We start from the raw sequence: 15,869 nt of genomic DNA on the forward strand, positions 1-15,869 counted from the left end.
GCGGCGCAGCTCCCAAGGCGCAGGCAGACGACTGGGAGGAATTCTGACAACGAAGGGGATGGTCCGCGCATCGCATCGTGCGCGCCCGGACTGATCGCGTTTCGAATTGCGAGAATGCGAAAGCGGTGCCGAGCCTCTGGTTCGGCACCGGTCGCTTTTCGACGCAGGGGCGCTGTCCCGCAACTTCGGCTCGCTTCCCGTCGTTCGATCGAGCGTATGGAAGCGAGGGCGTGACATGACGATGATGGCTGCCGATTCCAGTGGAGCGGATCGATGATCGCCTCGATCCTCATGGGAATCGTCGCGGGCGCGCGCTCGATGCTGCCGCTGGGCGCCGTCGCGTGGTTGGCGCGGCGTGGCGAACTTCCGAACGACGGTCCGCTGTTCCGGCATCGCCCTTCGGTTCCGGTCGTGGCAGGGGCGACCGCCCTCGCCTTCGGCGAAATCCTCGGCGACAAGTTGGCTTCCGCTCCGGATCGCATCGTTGCGGCGGGAATGATCGGGCGCGTCTTTACCGGCGCGCTCGCCGGCGCCGCGCTGTCGCATCGCCGCGAAGAGCGTCTCGGGGCGTGCCTCGGCGCGGTCGCGGCGAGCCTGTCCGCCTATGCGACGTTCGATGCGCGGGCTCGCGCGATGCGGCGCTACGGTCAGCGTCCGACCGGCGCGATCGAAGACATCGCGATGGTCGCCTCCGCCGTCGCGATCGCTCTCGCGTTCCGGGAACGGCGCGCATAGCCCGGTCGGACCGTCGGGAGCGTTCCTTCCCTTCTGAAGGCTCCGGTCAGAACGGCTCCGGAACGTCGCCGAACCGCACCACGACGCCGCCCTCCGGATCGAACACGACGACGCCGGCATAGATGTCGGCCAGACAGCTCGCCGTGTAGCGCGCCTGTTCGCCGTCGGTCTCGGCGATATCCTCGACGGCCTGGGACGAGCCCACCGAAACGTAGCAGCGGATCACGTAGAACGGGCTCAGCGTTCGCGATTGTTCCCGATCGGCCGCGCCGGGCAGCGGCTCCCGCCCGTCGGGTCCTGTCGCTTCAGTCGACAGCGGCGGAACCGCCGAGATCGGCGACCTCGATCATCACGATATCGCCGAGCCGGAACGTCGTCTCGTCGTCGGTCTCGACGAGCGCACCGGCCGAGGTGAGCCACTCCACCTTGTCGTCGCTCCAAGGCGCGTCCGGGCCGAGCGCCTTCGGGCGCGATCCGTGCGAAATGCGGTGCAGATCGTAGATCTTGCCGTCCGACCCTTTCGCGACGAGCAACCTCGTCTCGACGCGCCGCGTTTCCATCGCCGTCTCCAAACCTCCACTGAGCGATTCGAGACTGGGAACCTATCCGAAGCCGCCGCCGATGCCAGTGGCAATTTCGTCAATGGGCTTCCGATCTGCGGTCTCCGCGCCGACCGAATCCGTCAGGCGATGCGAACGGGCGTTTGCGGCCGGGACGATCCGGCGGCGGAGAACACGAGCGAGACGATCACCGACACGACGATGTTGACGACGAGCGCGTAGACCGCCGCGTAGCCGGGTATCGTCAGGCCGAAGAGGTTGAGGGCGTAGGTCGCGTTCTTGAAGGCCTGCAGGTAGGCCATCCAACTGCCGAGTACCATGCCGCAGACCCAGCCGATGAGCAGGCCCCAGCCGTTCAGGACGCGCCACCGGAGGCCGAGCACCAGCGACGGCAGGATCTGGCTCATCCAAATGCCGCCGAGAAGCTGAAGCTGGATGGCGTATTCGAGCGGCAGCGCGAAGATGAAGACCAACGCGCCGGCCTTGACGATCAGCGACACGAGCTTCGCCATCCGCGATTCCTCGGCGTCCGTCGCGGTCGGCTTGATGAACTCCCGATAGATGTTGCGCGTCCAGGTGTTGGCCGCCGCGATCGACATGATGGCGGCCGGCACCAGCGCGCCGATGGCGATCGCGGCAAAGGCGACGCCGACGAACCAGGACGGGAACGTCTCCAAGAAGAGCGCCGGCACCGAGAAGTTGTTGCCGTAGCGCGCGAAACCATCCGCATAGGCCGGGTTGTCCTTCACGCCGAGGGCAATCGCCATGAAGCCGAGCAGCGCGAGAAGGCCGAGCACCACCGAATAGGCCGGCAGGATCGCGGCGTTGCGCCGGATGACCCGCTCGCTCGACGAGGACAGGATGCCGGTCAGCGAATGTGGGTAGAGGAAGAGCGCCAGCGCCGAGCCGAAGGCGAGCGTCGCATAGGCGCTGTAGGAGCCGAGACTGCCTTCCGGCGGCACGGGCAGCGTCTGCTTCGCGGCCGGAACGGCGGCGAAGATGTTGCTGAAGCCGCCGAGATGCATCGGCACCACGATGATCGCCGCGATGACGGTGATGTAGATCAGGACGTCCTTCACCACCGCGATCATCGCGGGCGCGCGCAGGCCGCTCGTATAGGTGAAGGCGGCGAGGATGACGAAGGCGATGATCAGCGGCAGGTCGCCGATGAACCCGCTCGTCTCGATGCCCATCGCGCCGATGACCACTTCCATGCCGACGAGCTGCAGCGCGATGTAGGGCATGGTGGCGACGAGCCCGGTCGCCGCGACTGCCAGCGCCAGCCAGCGGTTGGCGAACTCGCTCTGCACGATGTCGGCGGCGGTAACGCAGTTGCGCTCGCGCGCGATCCGCCAGATGCGCGGGAAGAACAGGTAGAGCAGCGGATAGATCATGATCGTGTAGGGCACGGCGAAGAAGCCGAGCGCGCCCGCACCGAACATGAGCGCCGGCACCGCCACGAAGGTATAGGCGGTGTAGAGGTCGCCGCCGAGCAGGAACCAGGTCACGAAGGTGCCGAAGCGCCGGCCGCCGAGCCCCCATTCGTGCAGGAGGTCGAGGTCGCCCTGCCGCCACCGGGCGGCGACGAAGCCGAGCACGGTCACGAATAGGAAGAGCGCGACGAAGACGACGAGAGCGGTCCAGTTCACGGCCATGAGCGGCTCCACGGGACGGACATTCGGGAAGGCGGGCGATGCGGCGGCCGGGTCATGACCGGCGGGGTCGTAGCTAACGGTGCTCGGCTAGATACACGATGCCGATGATGGCGCCGCACAGCACCACCCAGAGAAGCTGGTACCAGTAGAACAGCGGGATCGAGGCGATGCTGGGCTCGATGCTGTCGTAGGACGGCACCCACATCATCGCGGCGAAGGGCAGGAGGAGCAGCCAGCGGAGCTTCGACACGCGCCGCACGTCGTCCTCGTGCGCGGCCTCGGTCAGCGGCGGCGGATCGGTCAGCAAATCGGATTCCCTCCTAGCGCGCCCGGCGCGATCCGGTCTCCCCTGCCGAATCACGAAGTCGCGAGTCGGGCGAGAGTAGGGAACCGCTTCCGGCGATGCAACCGGAGCGCACACCATGGTGCGAACGGCGACGGCACGCATCGCAATGCATTGCCGAATATAGCGAATCACGGACGTTTGTAGCTCGTCCCGCGATCGGCCAGGCAGTTTGGAATTGTTATCGTTCGAAGCTCTCCCATCTGCCGTGCTCGCGATCGCCGCCCCCGGCCCTTGCCGGCATGGACCGGCCTGCCGGCCGCCTCCTGAGCGGCCCCGCCCGCGGATTTTCCGCCGGCTGCGATCGGCCGAGACGAGAAGGATCGAACGGCAAGATGGACAATCTCGAACCATTCGAAGTGAACCGACGCGACCTTCTCGTCGGCGCCTCCGCAACGGCGGCGGCGATGACCGCGCTGCCGACGATGGCGCGGGCGCAAGGCGCCGCGCCGGACGCCCCGGTGACCGCATCCGTGTCGCTTACCGTGAACGGCGAGCGGCAGGATCTCGACCTCGACCTTCGCACGACGCTGCTGGATGCCTTGCGCGAGCATCTGAAGCTGACCGGCACGAAGAAGGGCTGCGACCACGGCCAGTGCGGCGCCTGCACGGTGATCGCCAACGGTAGGCGGATGAACAGCTGCCTGTCGCTCGCCGTGATGCATCAGGGCGACGAGATCACCACGATCGAAGGGCTCGGCACGCCAGACCACCTCCATCCGATGCAGGCGGCGTTCGTGAAGCACGACGGCTACCAGTGCGGCTACTGCACGCCGGGCCAGATCGTTTCGGCCGTGTCCGTGTTGGCGGAGGTGAAGGCAGGCGTGCCGAGCCACGTCACCGCCGACCTCACCGCCCGTTCGGAGGCGACGAACGACGAGATGCGCGAGCGGATGAGCGGCAACATCTGCCGTTGTGGCGCCTATTCCAACATTCTCGAAGCGATGGCCGAAGTCGCCGGGAGGGACGCATGAAGCCCTTCACCTACGAGCGGGCGACCTCGCCCGCGGCGGCCGCCGCCGCCGCTGCCTCCCGACCGAACGCGAAGTTCATAGCGGGCGGCACCAACCTTCTCGATCTGATGAAGCTGGAGATCGAGACGCCGCAGCATCTCGTCGACGTCAACGGGCTCGGCCTCGACAAAATCGAGGCGACGCCGGAAGGCGGCCTCAGGGTCGGCGCTCTCGTCCGCAACACCGACCTCGCGGCGCACGAGACGGTGCGGCGCGACTATGGCGTCCTGACGCGGGCGATCGTCGCCGGCGCGTCGGGCCAGCTTCGCAACCGCGCGACGACGGCGGGCAACCTCCTGCAGCGGACGCGCTGCCCGTACTTCTACGACACCAACATGCCCTGCAACAAACGGACGCCCGGCTCCGGCTGCTCCGCGATCCACGGCATCTCGCGCCAGCTCGCCGTGGTCGGTTCCAGCGACCGGTGCATCGCGACCTTTCCGGGCGACATGGCTGTGGCGATGCGTGCGCTCGACGCGACCGTCGAGACCGTCGCGCCGGACGGCAAGACGCGTCGGATCCCCATCGCCGACTTCCACCGCCTGCCGGGCGACGCGCCGGAACGCGACAACGTCCTGGGAAAGGGCGAGTTGATCACCGCCGTGACGCTGCCGAAGCCCCTCGGCGGCAAGCATTTCTACCGCAAGGTCCGGGACCGCGCCTCCTACGCCTTCGCGCTCGTCTCGGTCGCGGCCGTGATCCAGCCGGACGGCTCGGGCGCCGTCGCGGTCGGCGGCGTCGCCCACAAGCCTTGGCGCATGGCGGCAGCAGAGGCGGAATTGCCTCGCGGCGCGAAGCCGGTAGCCGAACGCCTGTTCGCCGACGCGCGGCCAACCGAAGAGAACCGGTTCAAGATCCCGCTGGCCGAACGAGCGCTCGGCTCGGTCCTCAACGAAGCGAGGGGCTGATCGCCATGAAGTTCGACACCCCCGCCACCACGAACCCGATCGACGCGATGAAGGCGGTCGGGCAGCCGGCCGACCGCGTCGAGGGACGGTTCAAGGTCAGCGGCACCGCCCCTTACGCCTACGAGCGCCACGACCTCGGGCCCGACACCGCCTACGGCTATGTCGTCGCGGCCGGCATCGGCAAAGGCCGCGTCGCCGCGATGCGTCTCGACGAGGCCCGCCGCGCGCCGGGCGTCCTCGGCATCGTCACGGCGGAGAATGCCGGCCCGCTCGGCAAGGGGAAGCGCAACTTCGCCAAGCTTCTCGGCGGCCCCGACGTCGACCACTACCATCAGGCCCTGGCTCTCGTCGTCGCTCGCACCTTCGAGGAAGCGCGTACGGGTGCCGGCCTCGTGCGCGTCGAGTACGAGCGGACGGACGGCAGGTTCGATCTCGCCGCGCTCGCGAACACGGCGCCCGCGGTCGAGGGCAGCAGCGGCGAAGGCAGCGAGGCGCCGCCGGTCGGCGGCGTCGGCGACTTCGAGGGTGCCTTCGCCCGCGCTCCGGTCCAGCTCGACCAGCGCTACACGACGCCGGACCAGAGCCATTCCGCCATGGAGCCGCAGGCCTCAATCGCCCGCTGGGACGGCGAGAAGCTGACGCTCTGGACCTCGAACCAGATGGTGCATTGGGGCGTCGTCGATCTCGCCGCGACGCTGAAAATTCCCGAGGAGAACATCCACCTCGCCAGCCCCTACGTCGGCGGCGGTTTCGGCGGTAAGCTGTTCCTCCGGGCCGACGCGCTGCTCGCCGCGCTCGGCGCGCGCCTCGTGAAACGCCCGGTGAAGGTGGCGCTGACGCGGCCGACCATCGCCAACAACACGACGCACCGGCCCGCCACGATCCAGCGCATCCGCATCGGTGCGGAGCGCGATGGGCGCATCGTCGCGATCGGGCACGATTCGACCTCGGGCAACGTCGCGAAGGGCCGGCCGGAGACGGCGGTCGCGCAGACGCAGATGCTCTATGCCGGCGCGAACCGCATGACGGCGATGCGCCTCGCCGAGATGGACTTGCCCGAAGGCAACGCCATGCGCGCGCCCGGCGAGGCGCCCGGCCTGATGGCGCTGGAGATCGCCATGGACGAGATGGCGGAAAAGCTCGGGATGGACCCGATCGAGTTCCGCATCCTGAACGACACCCAGGTCGATCCCGGCAAGCCGGAGCGGCGTTTCTCGCGCCGGCATCTCGTGGATTGCCTGCGCGACGGCTCGGAACGCTTCGGCTGGGCAAACCGCAACGCCACGCCGGGCGCGACGCGCGACGGGCGCTGGTTGGTCGGGATGGGCGTCGCGGCGGGTTTCCGCGACAGCCCGGTCCAGACCTCCGGCGCGCGGGTGCGGCTCGGTCGCGACGGGGTCGCGACCGTCGAGACCGACATGACCGATATCGGCACCGGCTCCTACACGATCATCGCGCAGACCGCCGCCGAGATGCTGGGCCTGCCGATCGAACGCGTCGCGGTCTCGCTCGGCGACTCCGCCTTTCCCGTTTCGGCGGGCTCCGGCGGCCAGTGGGGCGCGAACTCCTCAACCGCCGGCGTCTACGCGGCCTGCGCGAAGCTCCGCGAGGAGATCGGTCGGCGGCTCGGCTTCGACGCCACCGACGACCTCGTCTTCGCGAACGGCGAGGTGCGCTCCGGCAACCGCAGCGTGCCGCTGGCGGATGCGGCGAAGGACGGCGACCTCGCGGCCGAGGACAAGATCGAGTTCGGCGACCTCGACAAAAAGTACCAGCAGTCGACCTTCGCGGCGCATTTCGTCGAGCTCGGCGTCGACGCCTATACGGGCGAAACGCGCCTGCGGCGGACGCTCTCGGTCTGCGACGCCGGCCGCATCCTCAACCCGAAGACGGCGAGGAGCCAGGTGATCGGGGCGATCGTGATGGGCATCGGCGGCGCGCTGACGGAGGAGCTCGCCGTCGACAAGCGGCACGGCTTCTTCGTCAACCACGACCTCGCTTCCTACGAGGTGCCGGTCCATGCCGACATTCCGCGCCAGGACGTCGTCTTCCTCGATACGCCGGATTCGACCTCCTCGCCGATGAAGGCGAAGGGCGTCGGCGAGCTCGGCCTCTGCGGTGTGGGCGCGGCGGTCGCCAACGCCGTCTACAACGCCACCGGCATCCGGGTGCGCGACTACCCGATCACGCCGGAGAAGCTGATCGGCGAGCTGCCGCAGGTGGCGTGACGCTCGGGGTTCAGGCGGGCGTGGGAATCTCCGCCGAGGCGTCCTCGATGAGGCGCGTCGGCGTGAAGCCCTCGAAATAGGTCCGCAGGTCCGCCGAGGACTGGAGCAGCCGCTCGATCTCGCGGGGATGCAGCGCGCGGTCGCCGAACCATGGAAAGCGCTTGGCGGAGAAGCAGTCGACCAGCCAGTCCACCACCGCGCGGTGGCGCGCGGTCTTGACGACCTCCGGGTGCACCGCGAGCCAAACGCCCACCTTCGCGCCAAGGTCGATGTCGACCGGCACCAGGTCGCCGCCGATGGCGGTGGCATAGTTCGGCAGCATGCCGAGACCGGCACCCTTGGCGATCGCCCAGTACTGCGCGCTGGCGAAGTTCGTTCGGACGCGTACCATCCGCTCGGCGATCTCGGGCGTGAAGATGTCGGCAAGGCCGTAACCGCCGAACTGCTCCATCTCCTGCGCGATGATGCGATGGTCGGCGAGTTCGGCGACGCTGCCCGGCAGGCCGAAACGCTCGGCGTAGCTGCGCCCGGCGAACATGTTGAGGTGGATGGTGCCGAGACGGCGCTTCAGGAGTTCCGGGGCGGTCGGCTCGGTGAGCTGGATCGAGATGTCCGCTTCCAGACGAAGGACGTCGACCGAGCGAAGCGCGCATTGCAGGTTCACCCGGATATCGCGACCGCGGTTTTCCAGGAAGTTCACGAGCTGCGGCAGGAGCCAGAACGTACCGATGCCCTCGGTCACCGCCAGATGCACCGATCCGCTCATCGTGTCGGCGGCGGACTGCGCGACGCGCCAGAGGTCCGACACCGATTGCTCGACATGGCGGGCCGAGCTTGCCAGCCGCCGCCCTTCGGCCGTCAGCCGGGCGCCGCCGACGTCGCGATAGAAGAGCTTGAAGCCGAGCTGATCCTCCAGCCGCTCGATGCCGAGCTTCACCGTGCTCTGGCTGCATCCGAGGTCGGCAGCCGCCTGCCGGAAGCTCTGCCGTTCGGCCACCGCCAGGAAGATGCGGATGCCGTTCCAGTCCATCCCGTCGGGCACGTGTTCCATTTATCGAACGCCCCGCATCCGTCTTTGGTGCATGCAACCGACCGATTGCTAGTTAACGAAATCTCCACAACTTAGGAGATTTCTCAATGGCCTTCGCCCAAGAAGATTTCTCGTCCGCCGCGTCGGGCGCGCCATCGCATATCGCCGCACGCCGGGCGCCGCGCTTCAACACGAACGATGCCGAGCACAAGGGGACGGGCATCGCCGTGGTGCACGGCATGGACGACCTGATGAAGGTCGTGGCCATCCGCTCGGCGGTATTCATGGGCGAGGAGAAGTTCGCCTTCGCCCAGCAGTTCGACGGCAACGACTTCTGCGCGACGCATCTCCTCTACAGTGTCGACGGCGAGCCCGCCGCCTGCATGCGCATCCGCTTCTTCGGCGATTTCGCCAAGATGGAGAGACTGGCCGTCAGGCGCGAGTTCCGCCGCTCGCGCATCGCCTTCCAGCTCGTGCGGGCCAGCGTCGATCTCTGCCGCGCCAAGGGCTATCGCCGTATCTACGGCCACGCCAAAGTCGACAAGCTCGATTTCTGGCAGCATTTCGGCTTCAAGATCAAGGACAACGGCGAGCCTTTCGAGATGGCGGGCTATCTCTGCGTCGAGATGGTCGAGGAAGTCGAGCCGTTCGACGACGCCATCCGGCTCGGCGAGGACCCGATCCGCACCATCCGGCCGGAAGGAGCCTGGGACGAGCCGGGCATTCTGGAACGCGAGGTCGGCTTCTGATGTCGGCGCTCGCGGACGACGAAACCCGGACGATCTCGGACCTCGCGCGCTCGATCGCGCGCGACCGCGAGACCGCCCGCCGCCTGTCGATGACCTTCGCCTGCCGGCTGCTCGATCTTTGTCTGGTCGAGGTCGCGATGGTCTGGCAGGGCCGCGACGAGCTCGCCTCGCCGCCGACGGCTTCCGGCGGCCCGCTGGCGGCGCTGGTGGAAACCAAGATGCGCCTCGCCATGGCCGAGCAGAACGGCGACGGCCTCGCCTCGCATCGCACCTGAACGCCTTCGGCGGCCCCCCTGCGGCGCTCTCATCCCTGGCAACCGGAATGCCTGCAATGATCGTGAACAATTCGGACAAGCTGGCGACCCTTTTCTACGTCGCGCACGCCTTGCCGTTGGTTCGAAGCATGTCGGAAGAAGCGGCCATCATGACGGAGTTGGCGCTGTCCGAACTGATCCTGTCTTTGCTCGGGCGCAAAAACACGCTAAAGTCGCATACCGGCCTCGTCGATTACCTCAACTATTCGATCGAGGACGTTCAGACGATCGCACCGGCGGCCGCGACGGCCCTGCGGGCGGCGATGCGTGAGTTGCGCGAGGTCCCGTTCGATGTCGACGCGGAAGAAGAAAGACGGACCGGTTGAGGCGGAGATCGGCCGCCGCATTCGCGAGGCGCGGCTGGAACGAAAGGTGACGCAGGAAACGCTGGCGGAGGCCATCGGCATCACCTACCAGCAGATCCAGAAATACGAGGCCGGCAGGGACCGCGTGGCGGCCGGCCGGCTATGGCGCATCTCGCACGTGCTGGGCTGCCCGGTCGACCGGCTCCTGCCGGACGGCGACTTCTTCCGCGCCTGCGACCTGCGGCGGCTCGATCGCGGCGACGAGTTCGAACCGGCGATGCACCGCTAGCGCTTTTCCGCGGGATACCGGGCCGGGCGAAATCGGCGCGCATTCTGTTCAAGCATCCCACCCGTGTGCGGAACATTGCGAACGACGACGCCCGGGGCCGAACCGCGCGTCGCCGCCTCTCCTGTCGACCGGACCTCCGGCGTCAGCGTGCCACGATTCGCTGCGGGCGGTCCGCGATCTCGCCGCGGCCGTCCAGTTCCCTCGATGCCATCGCCCAGTAGACGTGCTCGCTGCCGCTCGGACGCCCGGCCTTCTCCCAGAGGAAGCGGGATAGCTCTCGAATTTGCGGGTCGTTGTCCGTCGTCGCCATGGCGAATCCCTTGCCTGATTCGCCTCATTCAACCCCGGCAAGGTTCAGAAAAGGTAACCGCCGATCGCATCTGTTCAGCTTGACGTCATCAATCTTGTTTATTCTCCGTGTACCGCGGCCGTGTATGCTTCGGACAAAGAATAAAAAGGGGGAATATCAATGCCGACCATCGGATGGCGCGACATAGCCTGCACGGAAGCTGCCGGTCCCGTGCAGTTCCGCAACATGACGGTTCATATCGGCCCGGAGCACGTCGCCCGGTGGAAGACCGATCCGGACGGCCGTTTCAAGCTGACAGTTTCCGCTTCCGACCCGACACGGGCGCATCTCGAGAAGTTCTATCCGAGCCTCTGACGCGCCGCCGGTCCCGCGTCGGCGAAGGCTCAGAAGACGGCGAGATACTTCAGCAGCGAGATGATGCCGATGATGATCACCACGGCCTGAACGATCTGGCGGATGCGCCCGTCGAGCGGCAGTCGCTGCACGAGCCAGAGAACCAGGACGATCACCAGGAAGGTGATGAGAATACCGATCAGAACGTTCATGCCGCCGTCTTCCGTCACGAGATACTTGCCAGCGACGAGATAGCGCAGCTTCGGCGACTTCGAAGTGGGGCATCCGACGAATTACGGCATCTTCGTGATGGCGGCTGCGGGGACAGCTTCGAACGGCGACCGTAGCTGCCGGTTGCCGCGGTCCCGTCGTCGCTGCTAGCGGAGGGGCATGAACGGTCACATCCGCAGCCTTCCCGCCCTCGCCGAGGCGGGCCTCGTGCCACGCGAGCGGCTCGCGGCGCTGGAAGGGGTCGCGGCGCGCTACGCGGTTTCGATCACGCCCGATATGGCCGCGCTCGTGGAGTCGGCCGAAGACGGCATCGCCCGGCAGTTCGTGCCTCGTCCCGAGGAGCTGGAGACGACGCCGGAGGAGCGCGCCGATCCGATCGGCGACGAGCCGCATTCGCCCGTGCCCGGCATCGTCCACCGCTATCCGGACAGGGTTCTCCTGAAGCCGCTGCATGTCTGCCCGGTCTACTGCCGCTTCTGCTTTCGCCGCGAGATGGTCGGGCCGGACGGCCTTGGTACTCTCGACGACGCTGCGCTCGACGCCGCCTTCGCCTATATCGCGGCGAACCCGGAAATCTGGGAAGTGGTCGTCACCGGCGGTGATCCGTTCCTGCTTTCGCCCCGCCGCCTCGCCCGCATCGCCGAGGCGCTGGCAGCGATCGACCATGTCCGGGTGCTGCGGCTCCATACCCGCGTTCCCGTCGTCGATCCCGCCCGCGTCGACGCGGCTCTGGTGCAAGCGCTGAAACGGTTCGGGCGCGCGGTCTTCGTCGCGCTCCATGCAAACCATCCGCGCGAATTCACGCCGGCCGCGCGGGAGGCCGTCGCGCGGCTGGTCGATGCCGGCATCCCGATGGTCAGCCAGTCCGTGCTGCTCGCCGGCGTCAACGACGATGCCGGGACGCTGGCGGCGCTGATGCGCTGCTTCGTCGAGAACCGGATCAAGCCCTACTACCTACACCAGGGCGATCTCGCGCCGGGTACTTCGCATTTTCGCGTGCCGCTCGGCGAAGGGCGCGAGCTCCTGCGTGGTCTCCGCGGCCGGGTCTCCGGCCTCTGCCAGCCGACCTACGTGCTCGACATTCCGGGCGGGCACGGCAAGGTTCCGGTCGGGCCGGACTATCTGGAGCCGGCGGGGAACGGCTGGACCGTCGCCGATCCGCAAGGCCGCCGGCACCGCTACCCGCCGAACGACGGCACTTCGTCGTGAAGCGCAGGCTCGGCGTCCAGCCGCGCCCTACTTCGAACGCAGGCGACAGAGAGAAGCTATCATGGCAAGCAAGCTGATACCTGTCGTCGCGACCGCCCTGCTGGCCTCGGCAGTCGCTGCGCCGAATGCCGTCGAAAAAGCGGAAGCCGCGCCCGTGCTGGGCCGATTGGTGGTCAGCGTCTCGGGGCTGCAGCCCCGCACCGGCTCCGTCATGGTGGCGCTGTTCGATGGCCGGAAGCGGTTTCCGAGCGTCGGAGGTCAGGTCGCCGGACGGCGCGTCGCGGTGACGGGTGCCTCCACGGCCGAAGCGGTGTTCGACGGCATACCTCAGGGCCGCTACGCGGTCGCCGTGTTCTACGACCGCAACAACAACGGCAAGCTCGATACCCGCCTCGGTGCGATTCCGGTAGAGCCGCTCGGCTTCTCCAACGGTGCCAAGGTCGGGCTGTTCGGCCCCCCTGCCTACGAAGACGCCGCGTTTGATCTCGCATCGACCGAACGGACGATCCGCATCGCCGTCAGATAGCCCGCTAGGGCGTCGAACCTGCGAACGCAGCCGCTATCCACCGCAGCCGACCGGCACCGCGTGACGAGACGGTGCCGGGCCAGGGCTGAGGCGGAACGCGGATACGGGAAGCGTCGAAAGGCAGCCTTGCCGTTAGTGCGCCACCAGAAGGGGCGGCATCACGGCAAGCTCCGGAATCTCAGGAATGCAGGGCGAGGGCCGAGGCCGAAGCCCGACGCATGCTCGCGGCGACGCTGTCGATACGCTCGACGGCGACGCGTTCGTAGAGGGCGTCGATCGTGTCGACACCGGACTGTTCGAGGGCCTCAAGTTCGGTGATGAGCCCATCCTCGAACGCTTCGAGTGTTTCGAACTTCGACATCCTCGATCCCTCTTGGCTTATGGTTAACGGGTGGCAGAATCGCCGAAAGCGGCGACGGTTCCCATACTTTTCATCACATCTGCTACGGCAAATGTTACAGAGGGTCGCTGGCAGGCGGCCGCGACATTTCGTAAACGGTCCTTTTTCCCGGCTCGTTCCGAGGAAGCCCGCCCTCTCCTCTCGCCGCTCCCGCATCATGACCCGTCACACCGCCTCCATCGCTCTCGACGGTTCGGCATTCGACTTCAAGACGCTGGCGCAGATCGGCGCCAACCGCATCCTCGTCCTGGCGAGCGAGGATGGCATGCGGCGTTGCGAGGAAGGCCGCCGCGTCTTCGACGCGATGCTAGCGGCGGGCCTGCCGGTCTATGGCTCGACCACCGGCGTCGGCGCGCTGAAGGACCGGATCCTGACGCCGGACGAGCTCGACGACTTCAATGCCGGCCTCGTGCGCGCCCACCATTTCGGCACCGGCCCCGCTTTCGAGGCGGAGGTGGTGCGGGCCGCGATCGCCATTCGCGTCAACACCGCGATGACGGGGCGCGTCGGCTGCACGCCGGACCTCGTCGACGCCTATATCCGCCTTCTCGCCGCCGACGTCGTTCCGGTGGTGCGCCGCACCGGCTCGATCGGCTGCGCCGACATCGGCCTGATGGGCCAGATCGGCGCGGTGCTGACGGGCGTCGGCGAGGCAGTGCATGGCGGGCGGCGCGTGCCGGCGGCGGCGGCGCTCGCGGCGGCGGGATTGCGCCCCTTGCGGATGCGCGCCAAGGACAGCCTCGCCTCGATCAGCGTCAACGCCATCGGCTATGCGGCCGCCGCGAATGCCCTGCGCGGCGGTGCGGCCGTGGTGCGCGTCATGCTGAGCGCCGGCCTCGCGGCGGCCTCCGCCATGGGCGTCTCCGCCGATCCGTGGCTCGCCGCCCGCGAATGCGGCACGCCGCACGAGGCGATGATCGGCGCCTGGCTGACGGAAGCCTGCGGCGAGGCGCACATGCCGAGCGCCACCCACATCCAGGATCCCCTGTCGCTGCGCATGATGGCGCAGGTCTACGCCATCGCCTTCGATGCGCTGGCGAGCGCCGGGCGCACCACGCTCGCCGCCATCGCCCGGCCGGACGACAATCCGGTGATCGTCGGCGACCGGCTGATCACCTCCGGCGCGTCGATGCCGCTCGACGTGACGCTCGCCATGCAGACGGCCTCGCTGGCGCTGGCGCATGTGGCGCGGAACTCCTTCAACCGCTGCGTCCTCATCGGCAACGGCATGCGGCGCGGTCTGCCGATCAACCTCGTGCCTCCGGGCGTGATCGCCACCGGCTTCGGCCCGATCATCAAGCTGGCGGGGGAACTCTTCGCGCGGGCCCTTTCCATGTCGCAGCCGATCTCGGCGCAGTCGCTGGTCGTGGCGGGCGGGCTCGAGGACGAAGCCGCCTTTTTGCCGCTGGTGGTGGAACGGTTCGAGCGGCAGGTCGAGGCGGTGCGCCGTCTCGCCGCCCTCGAAGCGCTGCTCGCCGCGCAGGCGATGGACATCCTCGGCGATCGTCCCGCCGGACTCGTCGGCATGGTCTACGGCATCGCCCGCCACCACTCGCCCTTCTACGTGAAGGATCGCCCGCTCTCCGCCGAAGTCGAGGCGATCGAGGAGGCGCTGGCCTCGCCCGCCACCATGAAGGCGCTGCTCGTGATCGCGCCGATGCCGGAAGTCGATGCGTTCTTTGCGCTGGATCCCGCTCTGACGGCATGAACATGCTTGCGTTCCGGCGTGAATGATCGGAACCTTCCGCGAACGGCGGCCGAATCCCTTCAAGTATGGCCGCGCGAGGGAGTTCTCGACCGTGCGCATCCTCCGTTTCGCTTCCGCCGCCGCCTTCGCGCTCGGCCTATCCGTTCTCCAGGCATCGGCCGCGCCGGTGGTGGTGTCGTCGAAGATCGACACGGAAGGCGGGGTCCTCGGCAACGTCATCCTGCTGGCGCTGAAGAATGCCGGCATCGAGACCACCGACCGCATCCAGCTCGGCGCGACGCCGGTGGTGCGCAAAGCCATCAGCGGCGGCGAGATCGACATCTATCCGGAATATACCGGCAACGGCGCCTTCTTCTTCAACAAGGCGGACGACCCGGCCTGGAAGGACGCCGGCAAGGCCTACGACGCGGTGAAGAAGCTCGACTACGACGCCAACAAGATCGTCTGGCTCCAGCCTGCCCCTGCCAACAACACCTGGGGCATCGCCGTGAAGGGCGAGGTCGCGGATGAGAACAAGCTCACGACCATGTCGGACTTTGGCAAGTGGATCGCCGGCGGCGGTAAGGCGAAGCTCGCCGCCTCCGCCGAGTTCGTCAATTCCGCGCCGGCGCTCCCTGCCTTCCAGACCACCTACGGCTTCCAGTTGAAGCCGGACCAGCTCCTGACGCTTTCCGGTGGCGATACCGCCGCCACCATCGCCGCCGCGGCGCAGGGCACGAACGACGTCAACGCCGCCATGGTCTACGGCACGGACGGCGGCATCGCGCCCTCGGGGCTGAAGGTGATGGAGGACGACAAGGGCGTCCAGCCGGTCTACCAGCCCTCGCCCATCGTCCGCGAGGAGGTGCTGAAGGCCAATCCGAAGATCGAGGAAGTGCTCAAGCCCATCTTCGCCGGCCTCGATCTCGCGACGCTGCAGGAGCTGAACGGCCGCGTCCAGGTCGGCGGCGAGCCGGCCAACGCCGTGGCGGAGGACTACCTGAAGTCGAAGGGCTTCCTCAAATAGCCGCTATCGTCGATCGC

The 15,869-nt window shown here is 67.7% G+C and carries 21 protein-coding genes; 13 read left to right on the plus strand and 8 right to left on the minus strand.

Annotation, left to right across the window (positions count from 1 at the left end; all coding sequences use genetic code 11):
* The first annotated feature begins 273 nt into the window (after window positions 1-273).
* On the plus strand, window positions 274-735 hold the full coding sequence (locus F6X38_RS21075; protein WP_150973312.1) for a DUF4126 domain-containing protein: 462 nt from the start codon (window positions 274-276) through the stop codon (window positions 733-735).
* 46 nt (window positions 736-781) lie between these two features.
* Here F6X38_RS21075 and F6X38_RS21080 read toward each other — a convergent pair whose 3' ends face one another.
* From F6X38_RS21080 to F6X38_RS24015, 4 genes are all read right to left on the minus strand, one after another.
* Window positions 782-961: a hypothetical protein gene (locus tag F6X38_RS21080; protein ID WP_150973314.1), complete on the minus strand. Its 180-nt coding sequence runs from the start codon at window positions 959-961 to the stop codon at window positions 782-784.
* Window positions 962-1,040: 79 nt separating this feature from the next.
* The gene (locus tag F6X38_RS21085; RefSeq protein WP_150973316.1) at window positions 1,041-1,295 is read right to left on the minus strand and encodes a hypothetical protein; all 255 of its coding nucleotides are present in this window, start codon (window positions 1,293-1,295) and stop codon (window positions 1,041-1,043) included.
* A 122-nt stretch (window positions 1,296-1,417) separates the two neighbouring features.
* Entirely contained in the window at window positions 1,418-2,950 is a 1,533-nt protein-coding gene (gene mctP, locus F6X38_RS21090; RefSeq protein WP_150973318.1) for a monocarboxylate uptake permease MctP, read from the minus strand.
* Window positions 2,951-3,023: 73 nt separating this feature from the next.
* Window positions 3,024-3,257, minus strand: coding sequence for a DUF3311 domain-containing protein (locus F6X38_RS24015; RefSeq protein WP_343033243.1), 234 nt, complete (start codon window positions 3,255-3,257; stop codon window positions 3,024-3,026).
* Between the two features lie 371 nt (window positions 3,258-3,628).
* Between F6X38_RS24015 and paoA the strand changes: the two genes are divergently transcribed.
* The 3 genes from paoA to paoC are packed head-to-tail and all read left to right on the plus strand — an operon-like array spanning window position 3,629 to window position 7,442.
* Window positions 3,629-4,267, plus strand: a complete 639-nt coding sequence (gene paoA, locus F6X38_RS21100) for an aldehyde dehydrogenase iron-sulfur subunit PaoA (protein ID WP_150973320.1) — start codon at window positions 3,629-3,631, stop codon at window positions 4,265-4,267.
* Window positions 4,264-5,214, plus strand: coding sequence for an FAD binding domain-containing protein (locus F6X38_RS21105; RefSeq protein ID WP_150973323.1), 951 nt, complete (start codon window positions 4,264-4,266; stop codon window positions 5,212-5,214). The genes paoA and F6X38_RS21105 overlap by 4 nt, the downstream gene beginning before the upstream one ends.
* A gap of 5 nt (window positions 5,215-5,219) precedes the next feature.
* Entirely contained in the window at window positions 5,220-7,442 is a 2,223-nt protein-coding gene (gene paoC, locus F6X38_RS21110; RefSeq protein ID WP_150973325.1) for an aldehyde oxidoreductase molybdenum-binding subunit PaoC, read from the plus strand.
* Window positions 7,443-7,452: 10 nt separating this feature from the next.
* Here the strand turns inward: paoC and F6X38_RS21115 are convergent, their stop codons facing one another.
* On the minus strand, window positions 7,453-8,493 hold the full coding sequence (locus F6X38_RS21115; protein ID WP_150973327.1) for a LysR family transcriptional regulator: 1,041 nt from the start codon (window positions 8,491-8,493) through the stop codon (window positions 7,453-7,455).
* Between the two features lie 86 nt (window positions 8,494-8,579).
* On the opposite strand from F6X38_RS21115, the gene F6X38_RS21120 reads away from it, so the two are divergent.
* Genes F6X38_RS21120 through F6X38_RS21135 form a run of 4 tightly spaced genes read left to right on the plus strand, consistent with a single transcriptional unit; the run spans window position 8,580 to window position 10,129 of the window.
* Window positions 8,580-9,221, plus strand: a complete 642-nt coding sequence (locus F6X38_RS21120; RefSeq protein ID WP_150973329.1) for a GNAT family N-acetyltransferase — start codon at window positions 8,580-8,582, stop codon at window positions 9,219-9,221.
* Window positions 9,221-9,496, plus strand: coding sequence for a hypothetical protein (locus F6X38_RS21125; RefSeq protein WP_150973331.1), 276 nt, complete (start codon window positions 9,221-9,223; stop codon window positions 9,494-9,496). The genes F6X38_RS21120 and F6X38_RS21125 overlap by 1 nt, the downstream gene beginning before the upstream one ends.
* Before the next feature lie 56 nt (window positions 9,497-9,552).
* On the plus strand, window positions 9,553-9,861 hold the full coding sequence (locus F6X38_RS21130) for a hypothetical protein (protein WP_150973333.1): 309 nt from the start codon (window positions 9,553-9,555) through the stop codon (window positions 9,859-9,861).
* Window positions 9,827-10,129: a helix-turn-helix domain-containing protein gene (locus F6X38_RS21135; protein WP_150973335.1), complete on the plus strand. Its 303-nt coding sequence runs from the start codon at window positions 9,827-9,829 to the stop codon at window positions 10,127-10,129. Before F6X38_RS21130 ends, F6X38_RS21135 begins: the two co-directional genes overlap by 35 nt.
* A gap of 142 nt (window positions 10,130-10,271) precedes the next feature.
* Here F6X38_RS21135 and F6X38_RS21140 read toward each other — a convergent pair whose 3' ends face one another.
* The gene (locus tag F6X38_RS21140; RefSeq protein ID WP_150973337.1) at window positions 10,272-10,439 is read right to left on the minus strand and encodes a DUF2934 domain-containing protein; all 168 of its coding nucleotides are present in this window, start codon (window positions 10,437-10,439) and stop codon (window positions 10,272-10,274) included.
* 159 nt (window positions 10,440-10,598) lie between these two features.
* Between F6X38_RS21140 and F6X38_RS21145 the strand changes: the two genes are divergently transcribed.
* Window positions 10,599-10,793, plus strand: coding sequence for a hypothetical protein (locus F6X38_RS21145; RefSeq protein WP_150973339.1), 195 nt, complete (start codon window positions 10,599-10,601; stop codon window positions 10,791-10,793).
* 29 nt (window positions 10,794-10,822) lie between these two features.
* Here F6X38_RS21145 and F6X38_RS23745 read toward each other — a convergent pair whose 3' ends face one another.
* Window positions 10,823-10,984 carry a Thivi_2564 family membrane protein gene (locus F6X38_RS23745; RefSeq protein ID WP_150973341.1) on the minus strand — a complete coding sequence of 54 codons (162 nt, stop codon included), beginning with the start codon at window positions 10,982-10,984 and terminating at the stop codon, window positions 10,823-10,825.
* 178 nt (window positions 10,985-11,162) lie between these two features.
* Here F6X38_RS23745 and F6X38_RS21155 point away from each other — a divergent pair, with 178 nt between their 5' ends.
* Both F6X38_RS21155 and F6X38_RS21160 read left to right on the plus strand, forming a co-directional pair.
* Window positions 11,163-12,212, plus strand: coding sequence for a lysine-2,3-aminomutase-like protein (locus tag F6X38_RS21155; RefSeq protein ID WP_150973343.1), 1,050 nt, complete (start codon window positions 11,163-11,165; stop codon window positions 12,210-12,212).
* Window positions 12,213-12,273: 61 nt separating this feature from the next.
* On the plus strand, window positions 12,274-12,738 hold the full coding sequence (locus F6X38_RS21160) for a DUF2141 domain-containing protein (RefSeq protein ID WP_150973345.1): 465 nt from the start codon (window positions 12,274-12,276) through the stop codon (window positions 12,736-12,738).
* Window positions 12,739-12,916: 178 nt separating this feature from the next.
* Here F6X38_RS21160 and F6X38_RS21165 read toward each other — a convergent pair whose 3' ends face one another.
* Entirely contained in the window at window positions 12,917-13,099 is a 183-nt protein-coding gene (locus F6X38_RS21165; protein WP_150973348.1) for a hypothetical protein, read from the minus strand.
* A 196-nt stretch (window positions 13,100-13,295) separates the two neighbouring features.
* Here F6X38_RS21165 and F6X38_RS21170 point away from each other — a divergent pair, with 196 nt between their 5' ends.
* Together F6X38_RS21170 and osmF are read left to right on the plus strand one after the other, a co-directional pair.
* Window positions 13,296-14,846 (plus strand): aromatic amino acid lyase, encoded by a 1,551-nt coding sequence (locus F6X38_RS21170; RefSeq protein WP_150973350.1) that lies wholly within the window; start codon window positions 13,296-13,298, stop codon window positions 14,844-14,846.
* A 91-nt stretch (window positions 14,847-14,937) separates the two neighbouring features.
* A complete protein-coding gene (gene osmF, locus F6X38_RS21175) occupies window positions 14,938-15,852 on the plus strand; it encodes a glycine betaine ABC transporter substrate-binding protein OsmF (protein ID WP_150973352.1) in 915 nt (304 codons plus the stop codon).
* The last annotated feature ends 17 nt before the right edge of the window (window positions 15,853-15,869 follow it).

Source organism: Plantimonas leprariae, from assembly GCF_008802405.1.
GTDB classification, from domain to species: domain Bacteria; phylum Pseudomonadota; class Alphaproteobacteria; order Rhizobiales; family Rhizobiaceae; genus Plantimonas; species Plantimonas leprariae.

Bases quoted from the DNA above. Each gene is read 5' to 3' on its own strand.
- F6X38_RS21075 (WP_150973312.1), top strand. From the start codon at position 274: ATGATCGCCTCGATCCTCATGGGAATCGTCGCGGGCGCGCGCTCGATG.
- F6X38_RS21085 (WP_150973316.1), bottom strand. From the start codon at position 1,295: ATGGAAACGCGGCGCGTCGAGACGAGGTTGCTCGTCGCGAAAGGGTCG.
- mctP (WP_150973318.1), bottom strand. From the start codon at position 2,950: ATGGCCGTGAACTGGACCGCTCTCGTCGTCTTCGTCGCGCTCTTCCTA.
- paoA (WP_150973320.1), top strand. From the start codon at position 3,629: ATGGACAATCTCGAACCATTCGAAGTGAACCGACGCGACCTTCTCGTC.
- F6X38_RS21105 (WP_150973323.1), top strand. From the start codon at position 4,264: ATGAAGCCCTTCACCTACGAGCGGGCGACCTCGCCCGCGGCGGCCGCC.
- paoC (WP_150973325.1), top strand. From the start codon at position 5,220: ATGAAGTTCGACACCCCCGCCACCACGAACCCGATCGACGCGATGAAG.
- F6X38_RS21115 (WP_150973327.1), bottom strand. From the start codon at position 8,493: ATGGAACACGTGCCCGACGGGATGGACTGGAACGGCATCCGCATCTTC.
- F6X38_RS21120 (WP_150973329.1), top strand. From the start codon at position 8,580: ATGGCCTTCGCCCAAGAAGATTTCTCGTCCGCCGCGTCGGGCGCGCCA.
- F6X38_RS21125 (WP_150973331.1), top strand. From the start codon at position 9,221: ATGTCGGCGCTCGCGGACGACGAAACCCGGACGATCTCGGACCTCGCG.
- F6X38_RS21130 (WP_150973333.1), top strand. From the start codon at position 9,553: ATGATCGTGAACAATTCGGACAAGCTGGCGACCCTTTTCTACGTCGCG.
- F6X38_RS21135 (WP_150973335.1), top strand. From the start codon at position 9,827: ATGTCGACGCGGAAGAAGAAAGACGGACCGGTTGAGGCGGAGATCGGC.
- F6X38_RS21140 (WP_150973337.1), bottom strand. From the start codon at position 10,439: ATGGCGACGACGGACAACGACCCGCAAATTCGAGAGCTATCCCGCTTC.
- F6X38_RS21145 (WP_150973339.1), top strand. From the start codon at position 10,599: ATGCCGACCATCGGATGGCGCGACATAGCCTGCACGGAAGCTGCCGGT.
- F6X38_RS23745 (WP_150973341.1), bottom strand. From the start codon at position 10,984: ATGAACGTTCTGATCGGTATTCTCATCACCTTCCTGGTGATCGTCCTG.
- F6X38_RS21155 (WP_150973343.1), top strand. From the start codon at position 11,163: ATGAACGGTCACATCCGCAGCCTTCCCGCCCTCGCCGAGGCGGGCCTC.
- F6X38_RS21160 (WP_150973345.1), top strand. From the start codon at position 12,274: ATGGCAAGCAAGCTGATACCTGTCGTCGCGACCGCCCTGCTGGCCTCG.
- F6X38_RS21165 (WP_150973348.1), bottom strand. From the start codon at position 13,099: ATGTCGAAGTTCGAAACACTCGAAGCGTTCGAGGATGGGCTCATCACC.
- F6X38_RS21170 (WP_150973350.1), top strand. From the start codon at position 13,296: ATGACCCGTCACACCGCCTCCATCGCTCTCGACGGTTCGGCATTCGAC.